At 59.5% G+C, this 16,258-nt stretch carries 16 protein-coding genes; 4 read left to right on the top strand and 12 right to left on the bottom strand.

Going from position 1 to position 16,258, the window contains the following annotated elements; genetic code table 11:
• Nucleotides 1-75: 75 nt before the first annotated feature.
• The 5 genes from HU731_RS20335 to rplM all read right to left on the bottom strand — a co-directional run bounded on the left by HU731_RS20335 (nt 76) and on the right by rplM (nt 3,761).
• Complete coding sequence (locus tag HU731_RS20335; protein WP_186607332.1) at nt 76-855, bottom strand: cytochrome c1; 780 nt, start codon at nt 853-855, stop codon at nt 76-78.
• Entirely contained in the window at nt 855-2,066 is a 1,212-nt protein-coding gene (locus tag HU731_RS20330; protein ID WP_003188526.1) for a cytochrome b, read from the bottom strand. Before HU731_RS20330 ends, HU731_RS20335 begins: the two co-directional genes overlap by 1 nt.
• Entirely contained in the window at nt 2,066-2,659 is a 594-nt protein-coding gene (gene petA / locus HU731_RS20325) for a ubiquinol-cytochrome c reductase iron-sulfur subunit (protein ID WP_003188524.1), read from the bottom strand. Before petA ends, HU731_RS20330 begins: the two co-directional genes overlap by 1 nt.
• A gap of 266 nt (nt 2,660-2,925) precedes the next feature.
• Nucleotides 2,926-3,318: a 30S ribosomal protein S9 gene (gene rpsI, locus HU731_RS20320; RefSeq protein WP_002555064.1), complete on the bottom strand. Its 393-nt coding sequence runs from the start codon at nt 3,316-3,318 to the stop codon at nt 2,926-2,928.
• A gap of 14 nt (nt 3,319-3,332) precedes the next feature.
• Nucleotides 3,333-3,761: a 50S ribosomal protein L13 gene (gene rplM / locus HU731_RS20315; RefSeq protein WP_003188508.1), complete on the bottom strand. Its 429-nt coding sequence runs from the start codon at nt 3,759-3,761 to the stop codon at nt 3,333-3,335.
• A gap of 249 nt (nt 3,762-4,010) precedes the next feature.
• On the opposite strand from rplM, the gene HU731_RS20310 reads away from it, so the two are divergent.
• A complete protein-coding gene (locus tag HU731_RS20310; RefSeq protein WP_186607331.1) occupies nt 4,011-5,051 on the top strand; it encodes an NADP(H)-dependent aldo-keto reductase in 1,041 nt (346 codons plus the stop codon).
• A gap of 113 nt (nt 5,052-5,164) precedes the next feature.
• On the opposite strand, the gene HU731_RS20305 is transcribed toward HU731_RS20310, so the two are convergent.
• Nucleotides 5,165-6,301, bottom strand: coding sequence for an acyl-CoA dehydrogenase family protein (locus HU731_RS20305; RefSeq protein ID WP_186607330.1), 1,137 nt, complete (start codon nt 6,299-6,301; stop codon nt 5,165-5,167).
• 220 nt (nt 6,302-6,521) lie between these two features.
• Between HU731_RS20305 and HU731_RS20300 the strand changes: the two genes are divergently transcribed.
• Nucleotides 6,522-7,442 (top strand): GlxA family transcriptional regulator, encoded by a 921-nt coding sequence (locus HU731_RS20300; RefSeq protein WP_186607426.1) that lies wholly within the window; start codon nt 6,522-6,524, stop codon nt 7,440-7,442.
• A 139-nt stretch (nt 7,443-7,581) separates the two neighbouring features.
• Here HU731_RS20300 and zapE read toward each other — a convergent pair whose 3' ends face one another.
• The 3 genes from zapE to HU731_RS20285 form a co-directional block, all read right to left on the bottom strand.
• Nucleotides 7,582-8,676, bottom strand: a complete 1,095-nt coding sequence (gene zapE, locus HU731_RS20295) for a cell division protein ZapE (RefSeq protein WP_032893582.1) — start codon at nt 8,674-8,676, stop codon at nt 7,582-7,584.
• 79 nt (nt 8,677-8,755) lie between these two features.
• Nucleotides 8,756-10,111 carry a tryptophan--tRNA ligase gene (locus HU731_RS20290; RefSeq protein ID WP_186608175.1) on the bottom strand — a complete coding sequence of 452 codons (1,356 nt, stop codon included), beginning with the start codon at nt 10,109-10,111 and terminating at the stop codon, nt 8,756-8,758.
• Nucleotides 10,112-10,127: 16 nt separating this feature from the next.
• The gene (locus HU731_RS20285; RefSeq protein WP_046070895.1) at nt 10,128-10,757 is read right to left on the bottom strand and encodes an alpha/beta hydrolase; all 630 of its coding nucleotides are present in this window, start codon (nt 10,755-10,757) and stop codon (nt 10,128-10,130) included.
• A gap of 146 nt (nt 10,758-10,903) precedes the next feature.
• Between HU731_RS20285 and HU731_RS20280 the strand changes: the two genes are divergently transcribed.
• The gene (locus tag HU731_RS20280) at nt 10,904-11,341 is read left to right on the top strand and encodes a Z-ring associated ZapG family protein (RefSeq protein ID WP_032893585.1); all 438 of its coding nucleotides are present in this window, start codon (nt 10,904-10,906) and stop codon (nt 11,339-11,341) included.
• 195 nt (nt 11,342-11,536) lie between these two features.
• Here the strand turns inward: HU731_RS20280 and HU731_RS20275 are convergent, their stop codons facing one another.
• The 3 genes from HU731_RS20275 to HU731_RS20265 form a co-directional block, all read right to left on the bottom strand.
• Nucleotides 11,537-13,261 (bottom strand): ABC transporter ATP-binding protein/permease, encoded by a 1,725-nt coding sequence (locus HU731_RS20275; RefSeq protein WP_186608176.1) that lies wholly within the window; start codon nt 13,259-13,261, stop codon nt 11,537-11,539.
• Between the two features lie 100 nt (nt 13,262-13,361).
• Nucleotides 13,362-13,922, bottom strand: a complete 561-nt coding sequence (locus tag HU731_RS20270; protein WP_003171731.1) for a response regulator transcription factor — start codon at nt 13,920-13,922, stop codon at nt 13,362-13,364.
• Nucleotides 13,915-15,177 carry an ATP-binding protein gene (locus tag HU731_RS20265; RefSeq protein WP_186608177.1) on the bottom strand — a complete coding sequence of 421 codons (1,263 nt, stop codon included), beginning with the start codon at nt 15,175-15,177 and terminating at the stop codon, nt 13,915-13,917. Before HU731_RS20265 ends, HU731_RS20270 begins: the two co-directional genes overlap by 8 nt.
• A 205-nt stretch (nt 15,178-15,382) precedes the next feature.
• Between HU731_RS20265 and HU731_RS20260 the strand changes: the two genes are divergently transcribed.
• On the top strand, nt 15,383-16,096 hold the full coding sequence (locus tag HU731_RS20260; RefSeq protein ID WP_032893587.1) for an SIMPL domain-containing protein: 714 nt from the start codon (nt 15,383-15,385) through the stop codon (nt 16,094-16,096).
• The last annotated feature ends 162 nt before the right edge of the window (nt 16,097-16,258 follow it).

Raw genomic sequence — 16,258 nt, 5'->3', positions numbered from 1 at the left:
CCGGTTCAAACCGGCGCTACGTGTTCAGAGATGCCGCTGGGCGCGCAAGATTAACAGCAATTGCTTACGGTTGGATCAATGCACATCCTTCCAGTATTCACGCTTGAGCAAATAAGCGAATACGAAGAAGAAAGCCAGGTACAGCAAGACGTAGGTACCGATGCGCTGATGCTGCAGTTTGACCGGGTTGGCCGAGTAGGCCAGGAAGGTCACCAGGTTCTTGACCTTCTCGTCGAACTGCTCTTCGTTCAGCGTACCGGTCTTGGGCACGATGGTCAGTTGATCGCACGCTTCATGAGTCAGCGGCGTGCCGGTCAGCGGATCATATTGCTTCTTGCCGTCTTCAACGACCTGAACCTGCTTGCATCCTACCACCTGGCGCCCCTGCAGGCCGACCAGAACGTTCGGCATGCCGACGTTCGGGAAGACTTTGTTGTTCACGCCATAGGGGCGCGCAGGGTCTTCGTAGAAGGATTTGAGGTAACCGTAGAGCCAGTCGGTACCGCGTACACGAGCCACCAGGGTCAGGTCGGGCGGTGCAGCGCCAAACCAGGTTTTGGCGTCGGCCGGTTGCATGCCGATGTTCATGTGGTCGCCGATCTTGGCGCCCGTGAACACCGCGTGGCTGAGCATCACTTCATGGGGAATGCCCAGGTCATCGGCAACGCGCTCGTAGCGTTGGAACTTGGCGCTGTGGCACCCCATGCAGTAGTTGGTGAATGTACGCAGCCCATCCTGCATGGCGGCTTTGTCAGACACATCGATATCGACTTTTTCCAACTCCGTGCCATGCTCGGCAGCGAAGGACAGTAGCGGCAGCGCCGCAAGCACGAATGCAACGAGTAATTTTTTCATCAGCCAGTCACCCTTTCCGGAACCGGTTTGGTCTTCTCGAGCCGGGTATAGAACGGCATCAGAATAAAGTAGGCGAAGTACAGGAAGGTGCAGACCTGCGACAGCAACGTCCGCTCAGGGGTAGGCGCCAATACGCCCAACACACCCAGGATCACGAACGAAATGCAGAACACCCACAGCCAGATCTTGCTCAGCCAGCCTTTGTAGCGCATCGACTTGACCGGGCTGCGGTCGAGCCACGGCAGCACGAACAGCACCGCGATGGCCGCGCCCATGGCGATCACGCCCATGAGTTTGTCGGGGATTGCGCGCAAGATCGCGTAGAACGGCGTGAAGTACCAGACCGGGGCAATGTGCTCAGGTGTCTTGAAGGCGTTAGCTTGTTCGAAGTTAGGCTTCTCCAGGAAATAACCACCCATCTCCGGGAAAAAGAACACGATCGAGCAGAACACAAACAGGAACACCACTACGCCGACAATGTCTTTCACGGTGTAGTACGGGTGGAACGGAATGCCATCCAGCGGGATGCCGTTCTCGTCCTTGTGCTTCTTGATGTCCACGCCATCCGGGTTGTTGGAACCCACTTCGTGCAGCGCCAGGATGTGCAGTACCACCAGGCCCAGGATCACGATCGGCAAGGCCACCACGTGCAAGGCGAAGAAGCGGTTCAGAGTGATGCCGGAGATCAGGTAGTCACCACGAATCCACTGGGTCAGGTCGTTGCCGATCACCGGGATTGCGCCGAACAGCGAGATGATCACCTGGGCGCCCCAGTACGACATCTGGCCCCAAGGCAGCAGGTAGCCCATGAAGGCTTCGGCCATCAGCGCCAGGTAGATCAACATGCCGAAGACCCACACCAGCTCACGAGGCTTCTGGTACGAGCCGTAGAGCAGGCCGCGGAACATGTGCAGGTAGACGACGATAAAGAACGCCGACGCGCCGGTGGAGTGCAGCAGGCGCAGGATCGAGCCGTACTCGACGTCACGCATGATGTATTCGACAGAGGCAAAGGCCTCTTCCGCCGACGGCGTGTAGCTCATCGTCAACCACACCCCGGTGACGATCTGGTTGACCAGCACCAACAGGGCCAGGGAGCCGAAGAAGTAGAAGAAGTTGAAGTTTTTCGGCGCGTAATATTTGCTGAGATGGTCTTCCCACATTTTAGTGGCGGGGAAGCGCGCATCCACCCAATCCATGAACTTGCTCATCACGCGTTCTCCTTGTCGAGGCCAATGACAATGATGTCGTCAGATTCGTAATTGTGAGGAGGAACCGGCAGGTTCAGGGGCGCGGGCTGGGACTTGTAGACGCGGCCAGCGAGGTCATAGTGGGAACCGTGGCACGGGCAGAAATAACCGCCAACCCAGTCTTTGCCCAAGTCGACAGGCGCCACTTCCGGGCGGAAGGTAGGTGAGCAACCCAGGTGGGTACACAGACCAACCAGCAGCAGAATCTCTGGTTTGATCGAACGCGCTTCGTTTTTGGCGTAGGCGGGCTGGTCGGACTTTTCGGATGTCGGGTCAGATAACTGGCCTTCGATCTTCTTCAGATTCCCCAGGATTTCCTCGGTACGACGAACAATGAAAACCGGCTGGCCGCGCCATTCAGCAATCATCTGCTGGCCTGGCTCGATCTTGCTGACATTCACCTTCACCGGTGCACCTGCGGCTTTCGCCTTGGCACTGGGAAACCATGACCCCACGAACGGGACCGCAGCCCCCACCGCTCCTGCAGCACCCACCACGGATGTGGCTGCTACCAAGAAGCGACGCCGGCCTGCATTCACGCCGTCATTGCTCATTCAGTCCTCTCCCATCAGCTTTTTGGCCTGTTAAATCAGGCGTCTACTAAGTGTTGAATCTTTACTTATAAAAATTTTGACGGATGGTAATGAAAAGCCCCACGTATGACAAGGGAATTGCCCGGGGCTCCGCCTCCAGGCCTTGTAGTATAGGGGGTCTACGGATGTGGCAAGTTGTCACGGCGAAAAATGTGCATAAATCACAGGCAATAAAAAACGCCCAGCTCCGTGAGGAGGCTGGGCGTTTTTGTGGAACGTAAAGCGAATTAACGCTTCGAGTACTGCGGACGCTTACGCGCTTTACGCAGACCGACTTTCTTACGTTCAACTTCACGAGCATCGCGAGTCACGAAGCCAGCTTTGCGCAGAGCGCCACGCAGGGTTTCGTCGTACTGCATCAGAGCGCGAGTGATACCGTGGCGGATTGCGCCAGCTTGACCACTTACACCGCCACCGATAACGGTGACGTAGATGTCGAACTTTTCAACGGTCTCGGTCAATTCCAGCGGCTGACGAACTACCATGCGGGCAGTTTCGCGACCGAAGAAGTTGTCCAGGGAGCGGTTGTTGATCGAGATGTTACCAGTGCCCGGACGCAGGAAAACGCGTGCGGTTGCGGTTTTGCGACGGCCAGTGCCGTAATTTTGAGTCGCCGACATAATGAACTATTCCGTTAAAACTTCAGTTCTTGGGGCTGCTGAGCAGCATGAGGGTGTACAGCGCCCGCATAGACTTTCAGCTTGCGAAACATATCGCGACCCAGTGGGCCCTTAGGCAGCATGCCTTTGACCGCGATTTCGATCGGGGCTTCAGGCTTCTTGGCAATCAGGCCTTCGAAGTTGGAAGACTTGATACCGCCTGGGAAACCGGAGTGACGGTAGTACATTTTGTCGCTTGCTTTGTTGCCGGTTACACGAACCTGCTCAGCGTTGATGATGACGATGTAGTCGCCGGTATCAACGTGCGGGGTGTATTCAGGCTTGTGCTTGCCACGCAGACGGCTGGCGACTTCAGTGGCCAGACGACCCAGGGTCTGACCAGCGGCGTCGACGACAAACCAGTCGCGCTGAACTGTTTCCGGTTTTGCAGTAAAAGTTGTCATTCTTTAATAGCCTCAGGGGCCGCCTGTAAATTTAGACGGCGGATCTTACTGAATAGTGCGTACTTTGACAAGGTCAAAGGCAGCCGGATACAGACGCTATCGGGGGCTCGGGTCGGCGCGTCCGTTCAACGGCAAGATTCTTCGGCAGGCGGCGCATCACTTCCACTGCAGAAAGAGGTGGGCAATTATGCAGATTGCGAAAAAAAATTCAACCTGCTTTTATGATTGTTTTCCCCGAAGGAGTACCCGATGGATTACCGACAGCTGGGCCGCACCGATCTGAATGTCAGCGCGATCGCGTTGGGCACCATGACCTGGGGCGAGCAGAACAGCGAGGCAGAGGCCTTCGCGCAGATCGAACGGGCCAAGGCCGCAGGGATCAACTTCCTCGACACCGCAGAAATGTACCCGGTGCCGCCCAAGGCCGACACCTACGCCACCACCGAACGCTACATCGGCAACTACTTCAAAAGCCGTGGCGACCGCGCCGACTGGGTGCTTGCCAGCAAGATCGCCGGCCCCGGCAACACCATCGACTACATCCGTGATGGCCACCTGCGCCACAACCGCAAGCACATCGGCGCAGCCCTCGACGCCAGCCTCCAGCGCCTGCAGACCGACTGGATCGACCTCTACCAACTGCATTGGCCGGAGCGCAGCACCAACTTCTTCGGCCAGTTGAGCTACAAGCACAAGGACGAAGACGACCTCACCCCACTGGAGGAAACGCTCGAAGCCCTGGATGAACAGGTGAAGGCCGGCAAGATCCGCCACATTGGCCTGTCCAACGAAACGCCGTGGGGCACCATGAAGTTCCTGGCCCTGGCCGAAGCCCGCGGCTGGCCGCGTGCAGTGTCGATCCAGAACCCCTACAACCTGCTCAACCGCAGCTTTGAAGTGGGCCTGGCGGAGGTTGCCATTCGTGAACAGTGCGGCTTGTTGGCCTATTCGCCCCTGGCGTTCGGCATGCTCAGTGGCAAGTACGAAAATGGCGCTCGCCCGGCCAAGGCGCGCCTGACTGAATACAGCCGCTTCAGCCGTTACTTCAACCCGCAGTCGGAAGCGGCTTGCAGCCGGTATGTGGCTCTTGCGCGGGAACATGGCCTGGACCCGGCGCAGATGGCGCTGGCGTTTGTGACGCAGCAGCCGTTTGTGACCAGCAATATTATTGGGGCCACTTCACTGGAACAACTGGACAGCAACATCGCCAGTGCCGATCTGAAATTGTCCAAAGAGGTGTTGGAAGGGATTGAGGCGATTCAGAAGGATCATCCGAATCCGGCACCTTGATTGATCCCTAGACCGCTATCGCAGGCAAGCCAGCTCCCACACTTTGATTTGTAAATACATTCAAATGTGGGAGCTGGCTTGCCTGCGATGAGGCCATCAAGCACACCAAAACATCAAAGCGCCCGCGCAATGATCTCCTTCATGATCTCATTGGTTCCCGCATAAATGCGCTGCACCCGCGCATCCGCCCAGGCCCGGGCAATCGGGTATTCCCACATGAAGCCGTAGCCGCCATGCAACTGCACGCACTCATCGAGCACCTTGCATTGCAGGTCTGTGGCCCAGTACTTGGCCATCGCTGCGGTAGGCACGTCCAGCTTGCCTTCCAGGTGCAAAGCCATGCACTGGTCGACAAACACACGGCCAATCTGAATCTCGGTAGCCATCTCCGCCAGCTTGAACCGGGTGTTCTGGAAATCGGCAATCGCCTTGCCGAACGCCTTGCGCTCTCGCGTGTACTCGAGGGTCCATCGCAACGCCGCTTCGGCTGAAGACAGCGCGCCAATCGCCACGGTCAGGCGTTCTTGTGGCAGTTCCTGCATCAGGTAGGCAAAGCCCATGCCCGCCTGGCCCAGCAGATTTTCCTTGGGCACGCGCACATCCTGGAAGAACAGCTCCGAGGTGTCCTGCGCCTTCATGCCGACTTTCTCCAGGCGCTTGCCCTTGTCGAAGCCCGGCGTGTCGGCTTCCACCAGGAACAGACTGGTGCCCTTGGCGCCAGCCTTGGGGTCGGTCTTGGCGACGACAATCACCAGATCGGCCAGGTAGCCGTTGGTGATAAAGGTCTTGGAGCCGTTGATCACGTACTCATCACCCTCCAAAACCGCTGTGGTCTTGACGCCCTGCAGGTCGGAACCAGCGCCCGGCTCGGTCATGGCAATGGCCGTGACCATCTCTCCGGAGATCAACTTGGGCAGGTACTTGTGCTTCAGTGCTTCACTGCCGTAATGCAGGATGTAAGGCGCGACGATATCCGAGTGCAGGGAAAAGCCGATGCCGGTCAAACCCAGGCGGCTGACTTCTTCGATCACCACCGCGCTGTAGAGAAAATCCGCGCCCAGCCCGCCATATTCCTCTGGCAGGTGGGAACACAACATGCCCGCCTCCCCCGCCTGGTTCCACAGGTTACGGTCGATATAGCCCTGCTTTTCCCATTGCCCATGGAAGGGCACGGCGTGCTTTTCGAGGAAGGTGCGCACGCTCTCACGGAAGAGTTCGTGCTCCGAGCTGAACAAGGTTCTGGGGATCATGGGTCACCTGGGTGGATTGTCGGACAAGGACGAGACCACAGAGCCTATGCCCCGAAGGCGTCACGGGACACTGGACACATGCGACAAAAAATAAGACGATCCAGCCGTCTGGTGACCACTTTCCCCTATAAGAATAAATGAAATTATGTCTAACCAAATCTCCACGCCGTTGCGGCGCGTCAGCATTTTGGCCATTGATCGGGTATTCGCTTCCACCCTCATGCAAGCCAAGGATTTCTTCCATCTCGCCAGCCTGCGCCATGGCAAACAGCAAGGCCTGGGCCTGACGCCAGGGTTCGAAACGCGCCTGGTCAGCCCCGACGGCCAGTCCGTGCGCAGCTTCAGCGATGTGATCATGCCGGTGGACGGCGGCCTTGAAGACGCCGACATCATTGTGCTGCCGGCCTTCTGGGACGATTTCGATGCCCTGTGTACCCGCTACCCGCAAGTGCTGCCGTGGCTGCGCGAACAACACGCCCGCGGCGCCGTACTCTGCGGCGAGGCCACCGGGGTGTTCTGGCTGGCCGAAGCCGGGCTGCTCGATGGCAAGGAGGCGACCACCTACTGGCGCTTCTTCAATGCCTTCAGCGAGCGCTTCCCCAAGGTGCAGCTCAATCAGGACAAGCACCTCACAGACGCCGACAACCTGTACTGCGCCGGCGGCACCACCTCGGCCTGCGACCTTTATATCTACCTGATCGAACGCTTCTGCGGCGCCAACATCGCCCAGGCCGTGGCCCGCGACATTCTCTATGAGGTGCAGCGCAACTATTCACCGGGGCGTATCGGGTTTGGCGGGCAGAAGCTGCATCAGGACGTGATCATCCTGCAAATCCAGCATTGGCTTGAAGAGCACTTTGCCGACAAGTTCCGCTTTGAAGACGTCGCCCGCGAACACGGCATGAGCATCCGCAACTTCATGCGCCGCTTCCAGACCGCGACCGGTGACAAGCCGCTGCATTACCTGCAACGCCTGCGTATCGAGACCGCCAAAGGCCTGCTCTCGGGCAGCCGCAAGAGCATCAAGACCATCAGTTATGAGGTGGGCTACGACGATGCGAGTTTCTTTGCGCGGTTGTTCAGGCAGCACACGGAGTTGTCGCCCAACCAGTACAGGCAGCAATTCCAGCAAGCCGCCTGACCTCAGGCCAACACAAACCATTGTGGGAGCCGGGCTTGCCCGCGATGGCGGTGTATCAGCCAGCCTATAGTTGACTGATACACCGCCATCGCGGGCAAGCCCGGCTCCCACATTGGATCTCCATTGGGCTGGAGATTGATTAAGGCTTGTGCCCGCGCGACAAGAACTCGTGGGACTGCATTTCCAGAAGGCGGCTCAGGGTGCGCTGGAATTCGAAGTTCAAGCGGCCGCCGGTATAGAGGTCCTTGAGTTCGACTTCTGCCGAGATGATCAGCTTGACGTTACGGTCGTAGAACTCATCGACCATATTGATAAACCGTCGCGCGATATCGTCGGTGGTCACGCCCATCTGCTCCACACCACTCAAGATCACGGCGTGGAAGATCTTGCCCAGCTCGATGTAATCGTTCTGGCTACGCGGCCCATCGCACAGCTGGCGGAAATCGAACCAGGCCACGTCATCGCAGGTGCGCAGCGCGATGATCTCGCGGTTCTCGATCATCAGCTTGTCGTTTTCCACCGCCTGGGTGCATTCCGGTGTCAGCGCACGGAAGCTTTTCTTCAGGCTTTCGTGTGCGGCTTCGTTGAGCGGGAAGTGGAACAGCTCGGCTTGCTCCAGGTGACGCAAGCGGTAGTCGACGCCGCTGTCGACGTTGACGATATCGGTGTTCTGCTTGATCAGCGCAATGGCCGGCAGGAAGCGCGCACGTTGCAGGCCATCCTTGTACAGGCCATCGGGCACGATGTTCGACGTGGCCACCAGGGTCACACCGTTCTTGAACAGCTCTTCCATCAGCGTGCCGAGGATCATGGCGTCGGTGATGTCGGAAACGAAGAATTCATCGAAGCAGATCACCCGGGCCTCTTGGGAGAAACGCTTGGCAATGATGGTCAGCGGGTTTTTCTCGCCCGGCAGGGTCTTCATCTCTTCATGCACGCGCTTCATGAAGCGGTGGAAGTGCGTACGTACCTTTTCCTTGAACGGCAGCGCTTCAAAGAAGGTGTCTACCAGGTAAGTCTTGCCCCGGCCCACGCCGCCCCAGAAATACAGGCCCTTGACCGGCGTGTGGTCTTTCTTGCCAAACAGCTTGCTGAACATCCCTGGCTTGCTTTGCGACGCGGCCACGAGGTCCTCGTACAGGCGCTGCAAATGACGCACGGCGTTTTCCTGGGCCGCGTCGTGGAAGAACTCGGGGCGTTTCAGATCAGCTTGATATCGTTCTAGGGGCGTCATAATTTCGTTAGCAAGGCAACAAAAACGGGCCGACACTGTAACGACGGCCCTGGATAATGGCAATCAACCCTTGGTCGGGTTAATCCTCAATTGGGGCTAACGCAGCGCGCAAGGCTTCGATGGCCGCGTCACGCGAAGCTTGGTCGGCGTACTCGGCGCTGTCAGCGACTGCGGCGCCGTCCAGCCATACGCTGAAGCTCAAAGCCTCGACGCGTACGTCCAACGCATCACCACTTTGCAGTTGCTTGGTCACCGCGCCGGCCGCTTTGCCATCGGCAAAGTTGCGCGACAGCAGCAGTTGCTCACCATCAGCGGCCAGCAGGCGGAAGCGGAAGCTGCCGTCAGCCTCGCGGAAGCTCACAAACCGCGCAGCCTTTGCCGCTTTTTTCTTGGTGGTGACCGGCGCCGCCGCCTGGTTGACGAACGAACGCAGGCCCACCGCCTCACGCAACTCGGCCAGGAACGGTGCCGCCACAGCGCGGGCCTTCTTGGCGCCGACCTGCAGCAGGTCTTCCATGTCCGATGGGCGCGACATCAGTTGGTGGTAACGCTCGCGCGCTTCGCCGAGCTGGCCGTCGAGCAGTTGGAACAGACGGTTCTTCGCCTCGCCCCAGCCCAGGCCTTCTAACAACTGGCCACGGAATTCGGCTTCCTGGGCCTTGGTCGCGAACGCCTGGTACAGGGTGAACAGGTGCGAATTGTCCGGGTCCTTGGCTTCGCCAGGGGCGCGGGAGTCGGTGACGATCCGCGAGATCGCATCCTTCATGTCCTTGGCGCTGGTGAACAACGGGATGGTGTTGTCGTAGCTCTTGGACATCTTGCGGCCATCCAGGCCCGGCAAGGTGGCCACGCTTTCTTCGATCAGTGCCTCGGGCATGGTGAAGAATTCTTTACCGTTGCCGAACAGGTGGTTGAAACGCTGGCCGATGTCGCGAGCCATTTCCACGTGCTGGATCTGGTCGCGGCCCACCGGCACCTTGTGCGCATTGAACATCAGGATGTCCGCCGCCATCAGCACCGGGTAGCTGTACAGGCCCATGCTGATGCCCGCATCCGGGTCTTCACCGTTTTCGACGTTCTTGTCCACCGAGGCCTTGTAGGCATGGGCGCGGTTGAGCAGGCCCTTGGCGGCAACGCAGGTGAGCAGCCAGGTCAGCTCGGGGATTTCCGGGATGTCCGACTGGCGGTAGAACGTCACCCGGTTCACATCCAGGCCACCGGCCAGCCAGGTCGCGGCGATTTCCATACGCGAGCGCTGGATGCGCTGCGGGTCATCGCATTTGATCAGGGCGTGGTAGTCGGCCAGGAAGTAGAAGGAGTCGGCATTCGCGTCTTCGCTGGCGAGGATCGCCGGGCGAATCGCACCGGCGTAGTTGCCCAGGTGCGGCGTGCCGGTGGTGGTGATGCCGGTGAGGATACGGGTACGGGTCGTCATGGGTGATCGCTTGTCATCAATTCGAAAGGCGTGGCAGCACCAGATCCTTGAGATCGGTCAGCTTGCCGTGAAAAAAGTGTCCGCATTCTGCCACTTTCAGCAACTCATGGGGGCGTTTCAGAGCGGCGGACCAGGCGTAGACCACTTGCGGGTCGACCACTTCGTCGCTTTCCGGTTGGATCAGGGTCAACGGGCAGCCTTGGGGCAGCACGTCCGACTCGCCCAGGCGCATCACCGCCGCAGCCACCATGAACAAGTGCGCGAGCTTCTCGCCCTTGGCTTCCAAACGCCCGCCGAGACTGGCAGCCACGTAACCGCCGAAGGAAAAACCCAGCAAGGTGATCGGCAGGTCCGGGTGCTTTTCCCGCAACCAGGTGGCGGCCGCTTCAGCATCGTCGACTTCACCGGCGGCCATATCGTGAGTACCGGCACTGGCACCGACGCCCCGGTAATTGAAACGCAAAGTAATCAAACCCGCGTCGCGGGCGGTGCGTTGCAAGGTCGATACGACTTTATTGAGCATGGTCCCACCCTGCACCGGGTTAGGGTGGCAAACCAGCGCCAGGCCACGTGGTTCGGGGTGATCCAGGTACAAGGCTTCCAATTGGCCCACCGGGCCATCGATCAAAACGGGGGTTTCACGCATGAGCAAGGATGAACTCCGTGACCTCTCAAGGGGTCGACTCGTCTAGCTAAAAGTCTGTGCATGGCATCATTGCGAGCTTAATCGCGGTATACAGCGCAGGTTTGAGCCGTTAACGTAAAGCAAAGCCGTTTATAGAGGAAGGACTCGTGGAACACTCGCTCTTAGTTTGGTTGTTGCCGACTCTTGCCCTGGTTGCCGGTGTCGCCATTGGTTTCCTGGTTGCCCGCCTGCTGCCGAATGCCGCGCCTAACCGCACGCAGCGTCAGCTGGATGACATTCAGGAACGTTTTGACAGTTATCAGAACGAGGTTGTTACCCACTTCAACAGCACCGCGACCCTGGTCAAGAAGCTCACCCAGAGCTACCAGGAAGTACAGGATCACCTCGCCGATGGCGCTAACCGCCTGGCCCTCGACGACATTACCCGCCAGCGCCTGCTGGCCGCGCTGCATTCCGATGCACCGCAACCCCCACGGGAACGCCTGACCCCGCCTCGGGAAAACCAGGAGCCACCACGGGACTACGCGCCAAAAACGCCGAACGCCCCAGGCATGTTGGATGAGCATTACGGCTTGAAGAAGTAAGTCATCTTCAAGCAATAAAAAAGCCCGGCTGATCGATGATCAGCCGGGCTTTTTATTGGGTGCCTGAACCACCAGACAACACCGTCCCCTGTGGGAGCTGGCTTGCCTGCGATAGCGGTGTGCCCGTTGACACACCTGCCTCAGACACTCCGCCATCGCGGGCAAGCCCGGCTCCCACATTGAGCGAGCAGGCACTCAAGTGAGTTTTTGCTCCTGCAACCGCCCACCGTCGATGCGCACATGCCGCCCATGGAAACGCTTGAGGCTGCTGCGGTGGCCGACGCTGACGATGCTCAATCCCGGCAACTCATCGATCAACGCCTGGTACAAGGTTGCCTCGTCTTCTTCATCCATCGCCGAGGTCGCCTCATCCATGTACAGCCATCGCGGTGCAAACAACAACGCACGGGCAAAGGCCAGGCGCTGTTGCTCGCCGGGCGAGAGCATGCGTTGCCAGTGGTTGGCTTCATCCAAACGGCTGACCAGATGGGGCAGGCGACAGGTTTCCAGCACCTGTGCATAACGTTCTGGCGCATAGACGCTGTCGTCCTGTGGATAACTCAACACGGCCTTGAGCGTACCAATCGGCAAGTAAGGCTTTTGCGGCAGGAACAGGTAGCGCGTCGCCGGCAGCCGAATGCTGCCATGCCCGGCGGGCCACAGATGCCCCATCGCCCTCAACAAGGTGCTCTTGCCGCTGCCGGAACGCCCGCTGAGCATGACGCGCTGGCCAGGCTCCACGGTCATGTCGGCGTCGGTGAGCAAATGGCGGCCATCGGCCAGGTCCATGCCCAGGTCTTGGATCACCAGGCGCTCGCCTTCAGGGCGCACGTCGATCGCCGGCGTGCGTTGCTCGTTGTCGCTCATGGCTTGCTGGAAACTCAGCAGACGGTCGCTGGTGGCGCGCCAGGTCGCCAGCTCCGAATAGGCGTTGATAAACCAGCTGAAGTTCTCTTGCACATTGCCGAACGCCGAGTTGATTTGCATCAGCTCGCCCAGCTCGATCTTGCCGGTGAAGTAGCGCGGCGCGGCGACGATAAACGGGAAGATGATCGCGATCTGGCTGTAACCAGCGGTGAAAAAGGTCAGGCGCTTGGACACCTTCATGATGTCCCAGAAGTTCTGCCAGACTTTGCCGAAGCGCGTGCTCAGGCGCTGCCTTTCATTCGGCTCGCCGTTGTACAGGGCGATACTTTCGGCATTCTCACGCACCCGCACCATGGAAAAACGCAGGTCCGCCTCAAAGCGTTGTTGCTGGTTGCTCAGGCCAATCAAGCGCCGGCCGATCAGGTGCGTCAGCCAACTGCCCACGGCGGCATAGAGCAACGCACACCAGAACATGTAGCCGGGGATGATGATGCCGAACACTTCGATGCTGCCCGAGACGCCCCACAGGATGATCGAGAATGACACCAGGCTGACCACGTTGCGCAGCAAGCCGAGCCCCAGGCTTAAAGTACCGGAGGTGAAGTTGTTGAGGTCTTCGGAAATCCGCTGGTCCGGGTTATCGGTGTAGCCGCCCTGCTCCAGCTGGTAGTAATTCTTGTGGGCCAGCCAACGGCTGAAGTGTTTTTCGGTGAGCCAGGCACGCCAGCGGATCGTCAGCATCTGGGTCAGGTAAAGGCGGTACACCGCACCGAGTATCGCCACCGCCGCGATCCCGCCGAAATAGCCGATCAGTTGCCAGAAGGCTGCGGTGTCTTTCTTCTCCAGGGCGTTGTAGAAGTCCTTGTACCAGTGGTTGATCCACACGGAGATCGCCACGCTGAACAGCGACAGGCCAATCACTGCGGCCAGCAACAGCCAGGCCCTGCCCTTCTCTTCACTGCGCCAATAAGGTGTGACCATCGCCCAGGTTCGGCGGAAGAATTGCCCACGCACCGCGTCGTTGACCGCGCGGTATTCAGCGTTCTGATTCATCGTTCAGGCTCGGTAGGAAAAGAATGACAGGCGTTTGAACCGATCATAGGTGATCGGTTCGTGCGTCCGTGCAGCCTGAAGCGGGTTGTTCAGTTGCCGTTCAGCGTCGTACCGGGCGCTTCTGCAACTTGCGTTGCAAGGTGCGGCGGTGCATGCCCAGGGCGCGGGCGGTGGCAGAGATATTGCCTTCGTGTTCGGTCAACACACGCTGGATGTGTTCCCACTGCAGGCGGTCTACCGACATCGGGTTTTCCGGCACCAGGGTGTCGAGGTCGGCATGCTCGGACAGCAAGGCGGCGAGCACGTCGTCGGCGTCTGCCGGCTTGCACAGGTAATTGCAGGCGCCGCGCTTGATCGCCTCGACGGCGGTGGCGATGCTGGAGTAACCGGTGAGGATCACCACGCGCATTTCCGGGTCGAGTTCCAGCAGCTTGGGCAGCAGCACCAGGCCCGAGTCGCCGTCCATTTTCAGGTCCAGGGCGGCGTAGTCCGGCAGGTCGGCCTGGGCGATGGTCAGGCCCTCTTCGGCAGAACCTGCGGTGCTGACGCGAAAACCGCGCCGGCTCATGGCGCGTGCCATCACGCGGGTAAAGGTCGCGTCGTCATCTACCAGCAACAGGTGCGGCAGTTCTTCGCCTTCGACTTGGATCTCGTCACTCATCGATATCTCCTCGTGCGACACGGGGCAGGCGCAGCTCGGTGAGCGTGCCACCTTCCTCATGACTATAGAGCTTCACTGAGCCGCCCGCGCGGGTCACGCTGGCCTTGCTCAAAAACAGGCCCAGGCCGAAGCCTTTGCCCTTGGTGGTAAAGAAGGGTTTGCCGATCTGCTCGGCAATGGCCAACGGCACGCCCGCGCCGTGGTCACGAATGCTGATGGTGACGTTTTCCGCGTCCCAGTCCAACTGCACCCCGAGGCCTTCAGGGCAGGCATCGGCGGCATTGTTCAGCAAGTTGAGCAGCGCCTGGGTCAGGTCTGGCGGTGGCGCCATGCGCGGTACGTTGCCTTGGCCCAGCAGGTTGAAACGGTAACTGGCTTCGGGACGCATCAGGTGCCAACGGTTGAGCGCCTCATCGAGCCACTGGGTGACGTCCTGCATTTCGACCGCCAGACGGCGATTGGCTTCGGCGGCGCGCACCAGTTGCTGCAGCGTCAGCTTGCACTGTTTGACCTGCTCCTGCAGTACGCTCAAGTCATCCTGCAAGGCCGGGTCATGGTGGTCCTGGGTCATTTCCTTGAGCAGCACGCTCATGGTCGCCAGCGGCGTGCCCAACTCATGGGCGGCGCCGGCTGCCTGGGTGGCAACGGCCAGCAACTGCTGGTCACGCAGGCCCTCTTCCCGGCGAATGGCGCGCAATTCTTCCTGGCGGCGCAGTTCTTCGGCCATGCGCGCGGCGAAGAAGGTAATAACTGCCGCCGACAGGGCGAAGCTCAACCACATCCCATAAATCTGCAGGTTTTCCCGGGCGATGGGGAATGTCTGCAAGGGGTAGAACTGCGCCAACAGCAAGGTGTACAGCGTCAGTGCAATGCCCGACAGCACCACCGAATAGCGCCACGGCAGGGTGACGGCGGCGATGGTCAGGGGCACCAGGTAATACGAGACGAAGGGGTTGGTAGAACCGCCGGAGAAGTACAGCAACACGCTGTGGATAAACAGGTCACAGGCCAGTTGCAGGGCGTACTCCAGCTCGGTCACAGGCCAAGTGGTACGCAATCGAATGGCGGTGAACACACACAATACGGTGGAAAAACCGAGGGTCACGGCCAATTGCAGCCAGGGCAGCGGCAACAGGTCGAACCAATAGGCAAGCCCGACGGAACCGGCCTGTGCGGCCAATACCAGGGTGCGAATGAACGTCAGGCGCCAAAGGTTCTGGCGGGTGGCGGAAGTCAGTTTTACGGCGGCGAGCATGAGCTCTCCCGGTGAGCGCTGCAGGCGGATCGGCACGAGTATAAACGAAGCAGGCCTGCTGGCACGGCGTGTGTGGCTCTTTGACGCAGGCTGGGCAAATGACCGTTCGTCGGCGCCCGCATAACTTGTAGGTAATGTGTAAACCCGAAGAACCCAGTGCCAGCGTCTACAGTCATACCGAGCACGACTATCTCAAGGAGCTTCCATGTCTCGTTTCATTCGCAGTGCAGCCATCATTACCCTCAGCGCCAGCGCCCTGGCCAGCTTGCCGGCCATGGCCGCCGATGCATTGCATTACAACCAGATCTCCCTGCGCGCCGAAGCCAGCCAGGAAGTGGCCCGCGACAAGATGATCGTCACCCTTTACACCGAATCGCAAAACGCCGACCCGGCCAAGCTCGCCGCCGAAATCACCACCACCCTGAACCAGGCCCTGGGCCAGGCCCGCGAGGTCAAAGGCGTGACCTTGCGCCAGGGCAGCCGCAACAGCTACCCGATCTACGACAGCAAGAACCAGAAGATCACCGGCTGGCGTGAACGCGCCGAGCTGCGCCTGGAAAGCGCGGACTTCCCGGCGCTGTCCAAACTCACCGGCGAGTTGTTGAACACCTTGAAGATGGACAGCATGGACTTCGCCATCGCCGACGCCACCCGCAAGGCCAGCGAAGATGCGCTGCTCAAAGACGCGGTGGCCGCGTTCAAGGCACGCGCGCAACTGGCTACCGATGCACTCGGCGGCAAGGGCTACAAGATCGTCAACCTGAACTTCAACACCAATGGCTACCCGATGCCCTACGCCCGCAATGGCGGCATGATGATGAAAGCCGCCATGGCCGATTCAGCGCCGACGCCTGAAGTGGAAGCCGGCACCAGCCAGGTCACGATGAGTGCCGACGGCGTGATTGAAGTTTTACAGTAACTTTTTTAGACAGAACAAAGGCGCAGCCCCTCGCAGTTGCGCCTTTTTTTTGCGCGCTCGCGCGCCGTCATATACCGCAGCACATCGAGTAGGAATCAAGTGCCCGGCTTTCACGACTCATTACTGCCATAGCTACCAGGGAGGGCTGTGCTGGCATTTATT

The organism is Pseudomonas salmasensis (genome assembly GCF_014268375.2).
GTDB classification, from domain to species: Bacteria; Pseudomonadota; Gammaproteobacteria; order Pseudomonadales; family Pseudomonadaceae; genus Aquipseudomonas; species Aquipseudomonas salmasensis.
This window is presented reverse-complemented; position numbering and strand designations above follow the sequence as displayed.

Bases quoted from the DNA above. Each gene is read 5' to 3' on its own strand.
- HU731_RS20335 (WP_186607332.1), bottom strand. From the start codon at position 855: ATGAAAAAATTACTCGTTGCATTCGTGCTTGCGGCGCTGCCGCTACTG.
- HU731_RS20330 (WP_003188526.1), bottom strand. From the start codon at position 2,066: ATGAGCAAGTTCATGGATTGGGTGGATGCGCGCTTCCCCGCCACTAAA.
- petA (WP_003188524.1), bottom strand. From the start codon at position 2,659: ATGAGCAATGACGGCGTGAATGCAGGCCGGCGTCGCTTCTTGGTAGCA.
- rpsI (WP_002555064.1), bottom strand. From the start codon at position 3,318: ATGTCGGCGACTCAAAATTACGGCACTGGCCGTCGCAAAACCGCAACC.
- rplM (WP_003188508.1), bottom strand. From the start codon at position 3,761: ATGACAACTTTTACTGCAAAACCGGAAACAGTTCAGCGCGACTGGTTT.
- HU731_RS20310 (WP_186607331.1), top strand. From the start codon at position 4,011: ATGGATTACCGACAGCTGGGCCGCACCGATCTGAATGTCAGCGCGATC.
- HU731_RS20305 (WP_186607330.1), bottom strand. From the start codon at position 6,301: ATGATCCCCAGAACCTTGTTCAGCTCGGAGCACGAACTCTTCCGTGAG.
- HU731_RS20300 (WP_186607426.1), top strand. From the start codon at position 6,522: ATGCAAGCCAAGGATTTCTTCCATCTCGCCAGCCTGCGCCATGGCAAA.
- zapE (WP_032893582.1), bottom strand. From the start codon at position 8,676: ATGACGCCCCTAGAACGATATCAAGCTGATCTGAAACGCCCCGAGTTC.
- HU731_RS20290 (WP_186608175.1), bottom strand. From the start codon at position 10,111: ATGACGACCCGTACCCGTATCCTCACCGGCATCACCACCACCGGCACG.
- HU731_RS20285 (WP_046070895.1), bottom strand. From the start codon at position 10,757: ATGCGTGAAACCCCCGTTTTGATCGATGGCCCGGTGGGCCAATTGGAA.
- HU731_RS20275 (WP_186608176.1), bottom strand. From the start codon at position 13,261: ATGAATCAGAACGCTGAATACCGCGCGGTCAACGACGCGGTGCGTGGG.
- HU731_RS20270 (WP_003171731.1), bottom strand. From the start codon at position 13,922: ATGAGTGACGAGATCCAAGTCGAAGGCGAAGAACTGCCGCACCTGTTG.
- HU731_RS20265 (WP_186608177.1), bottom strand. From the start codon at position 15,177: ATGCTCGCCGCCGTAAAACTGACTTCCGCCACCCGCCAGAACCTTTGG.
- HU731_RS20260 (WP_032893587.1), top strand. From the start codon at position 15,383: ATGTCTCGTTTCATTCGCAGTGCAGCCATCATTACCCTCAGCGCCAGC.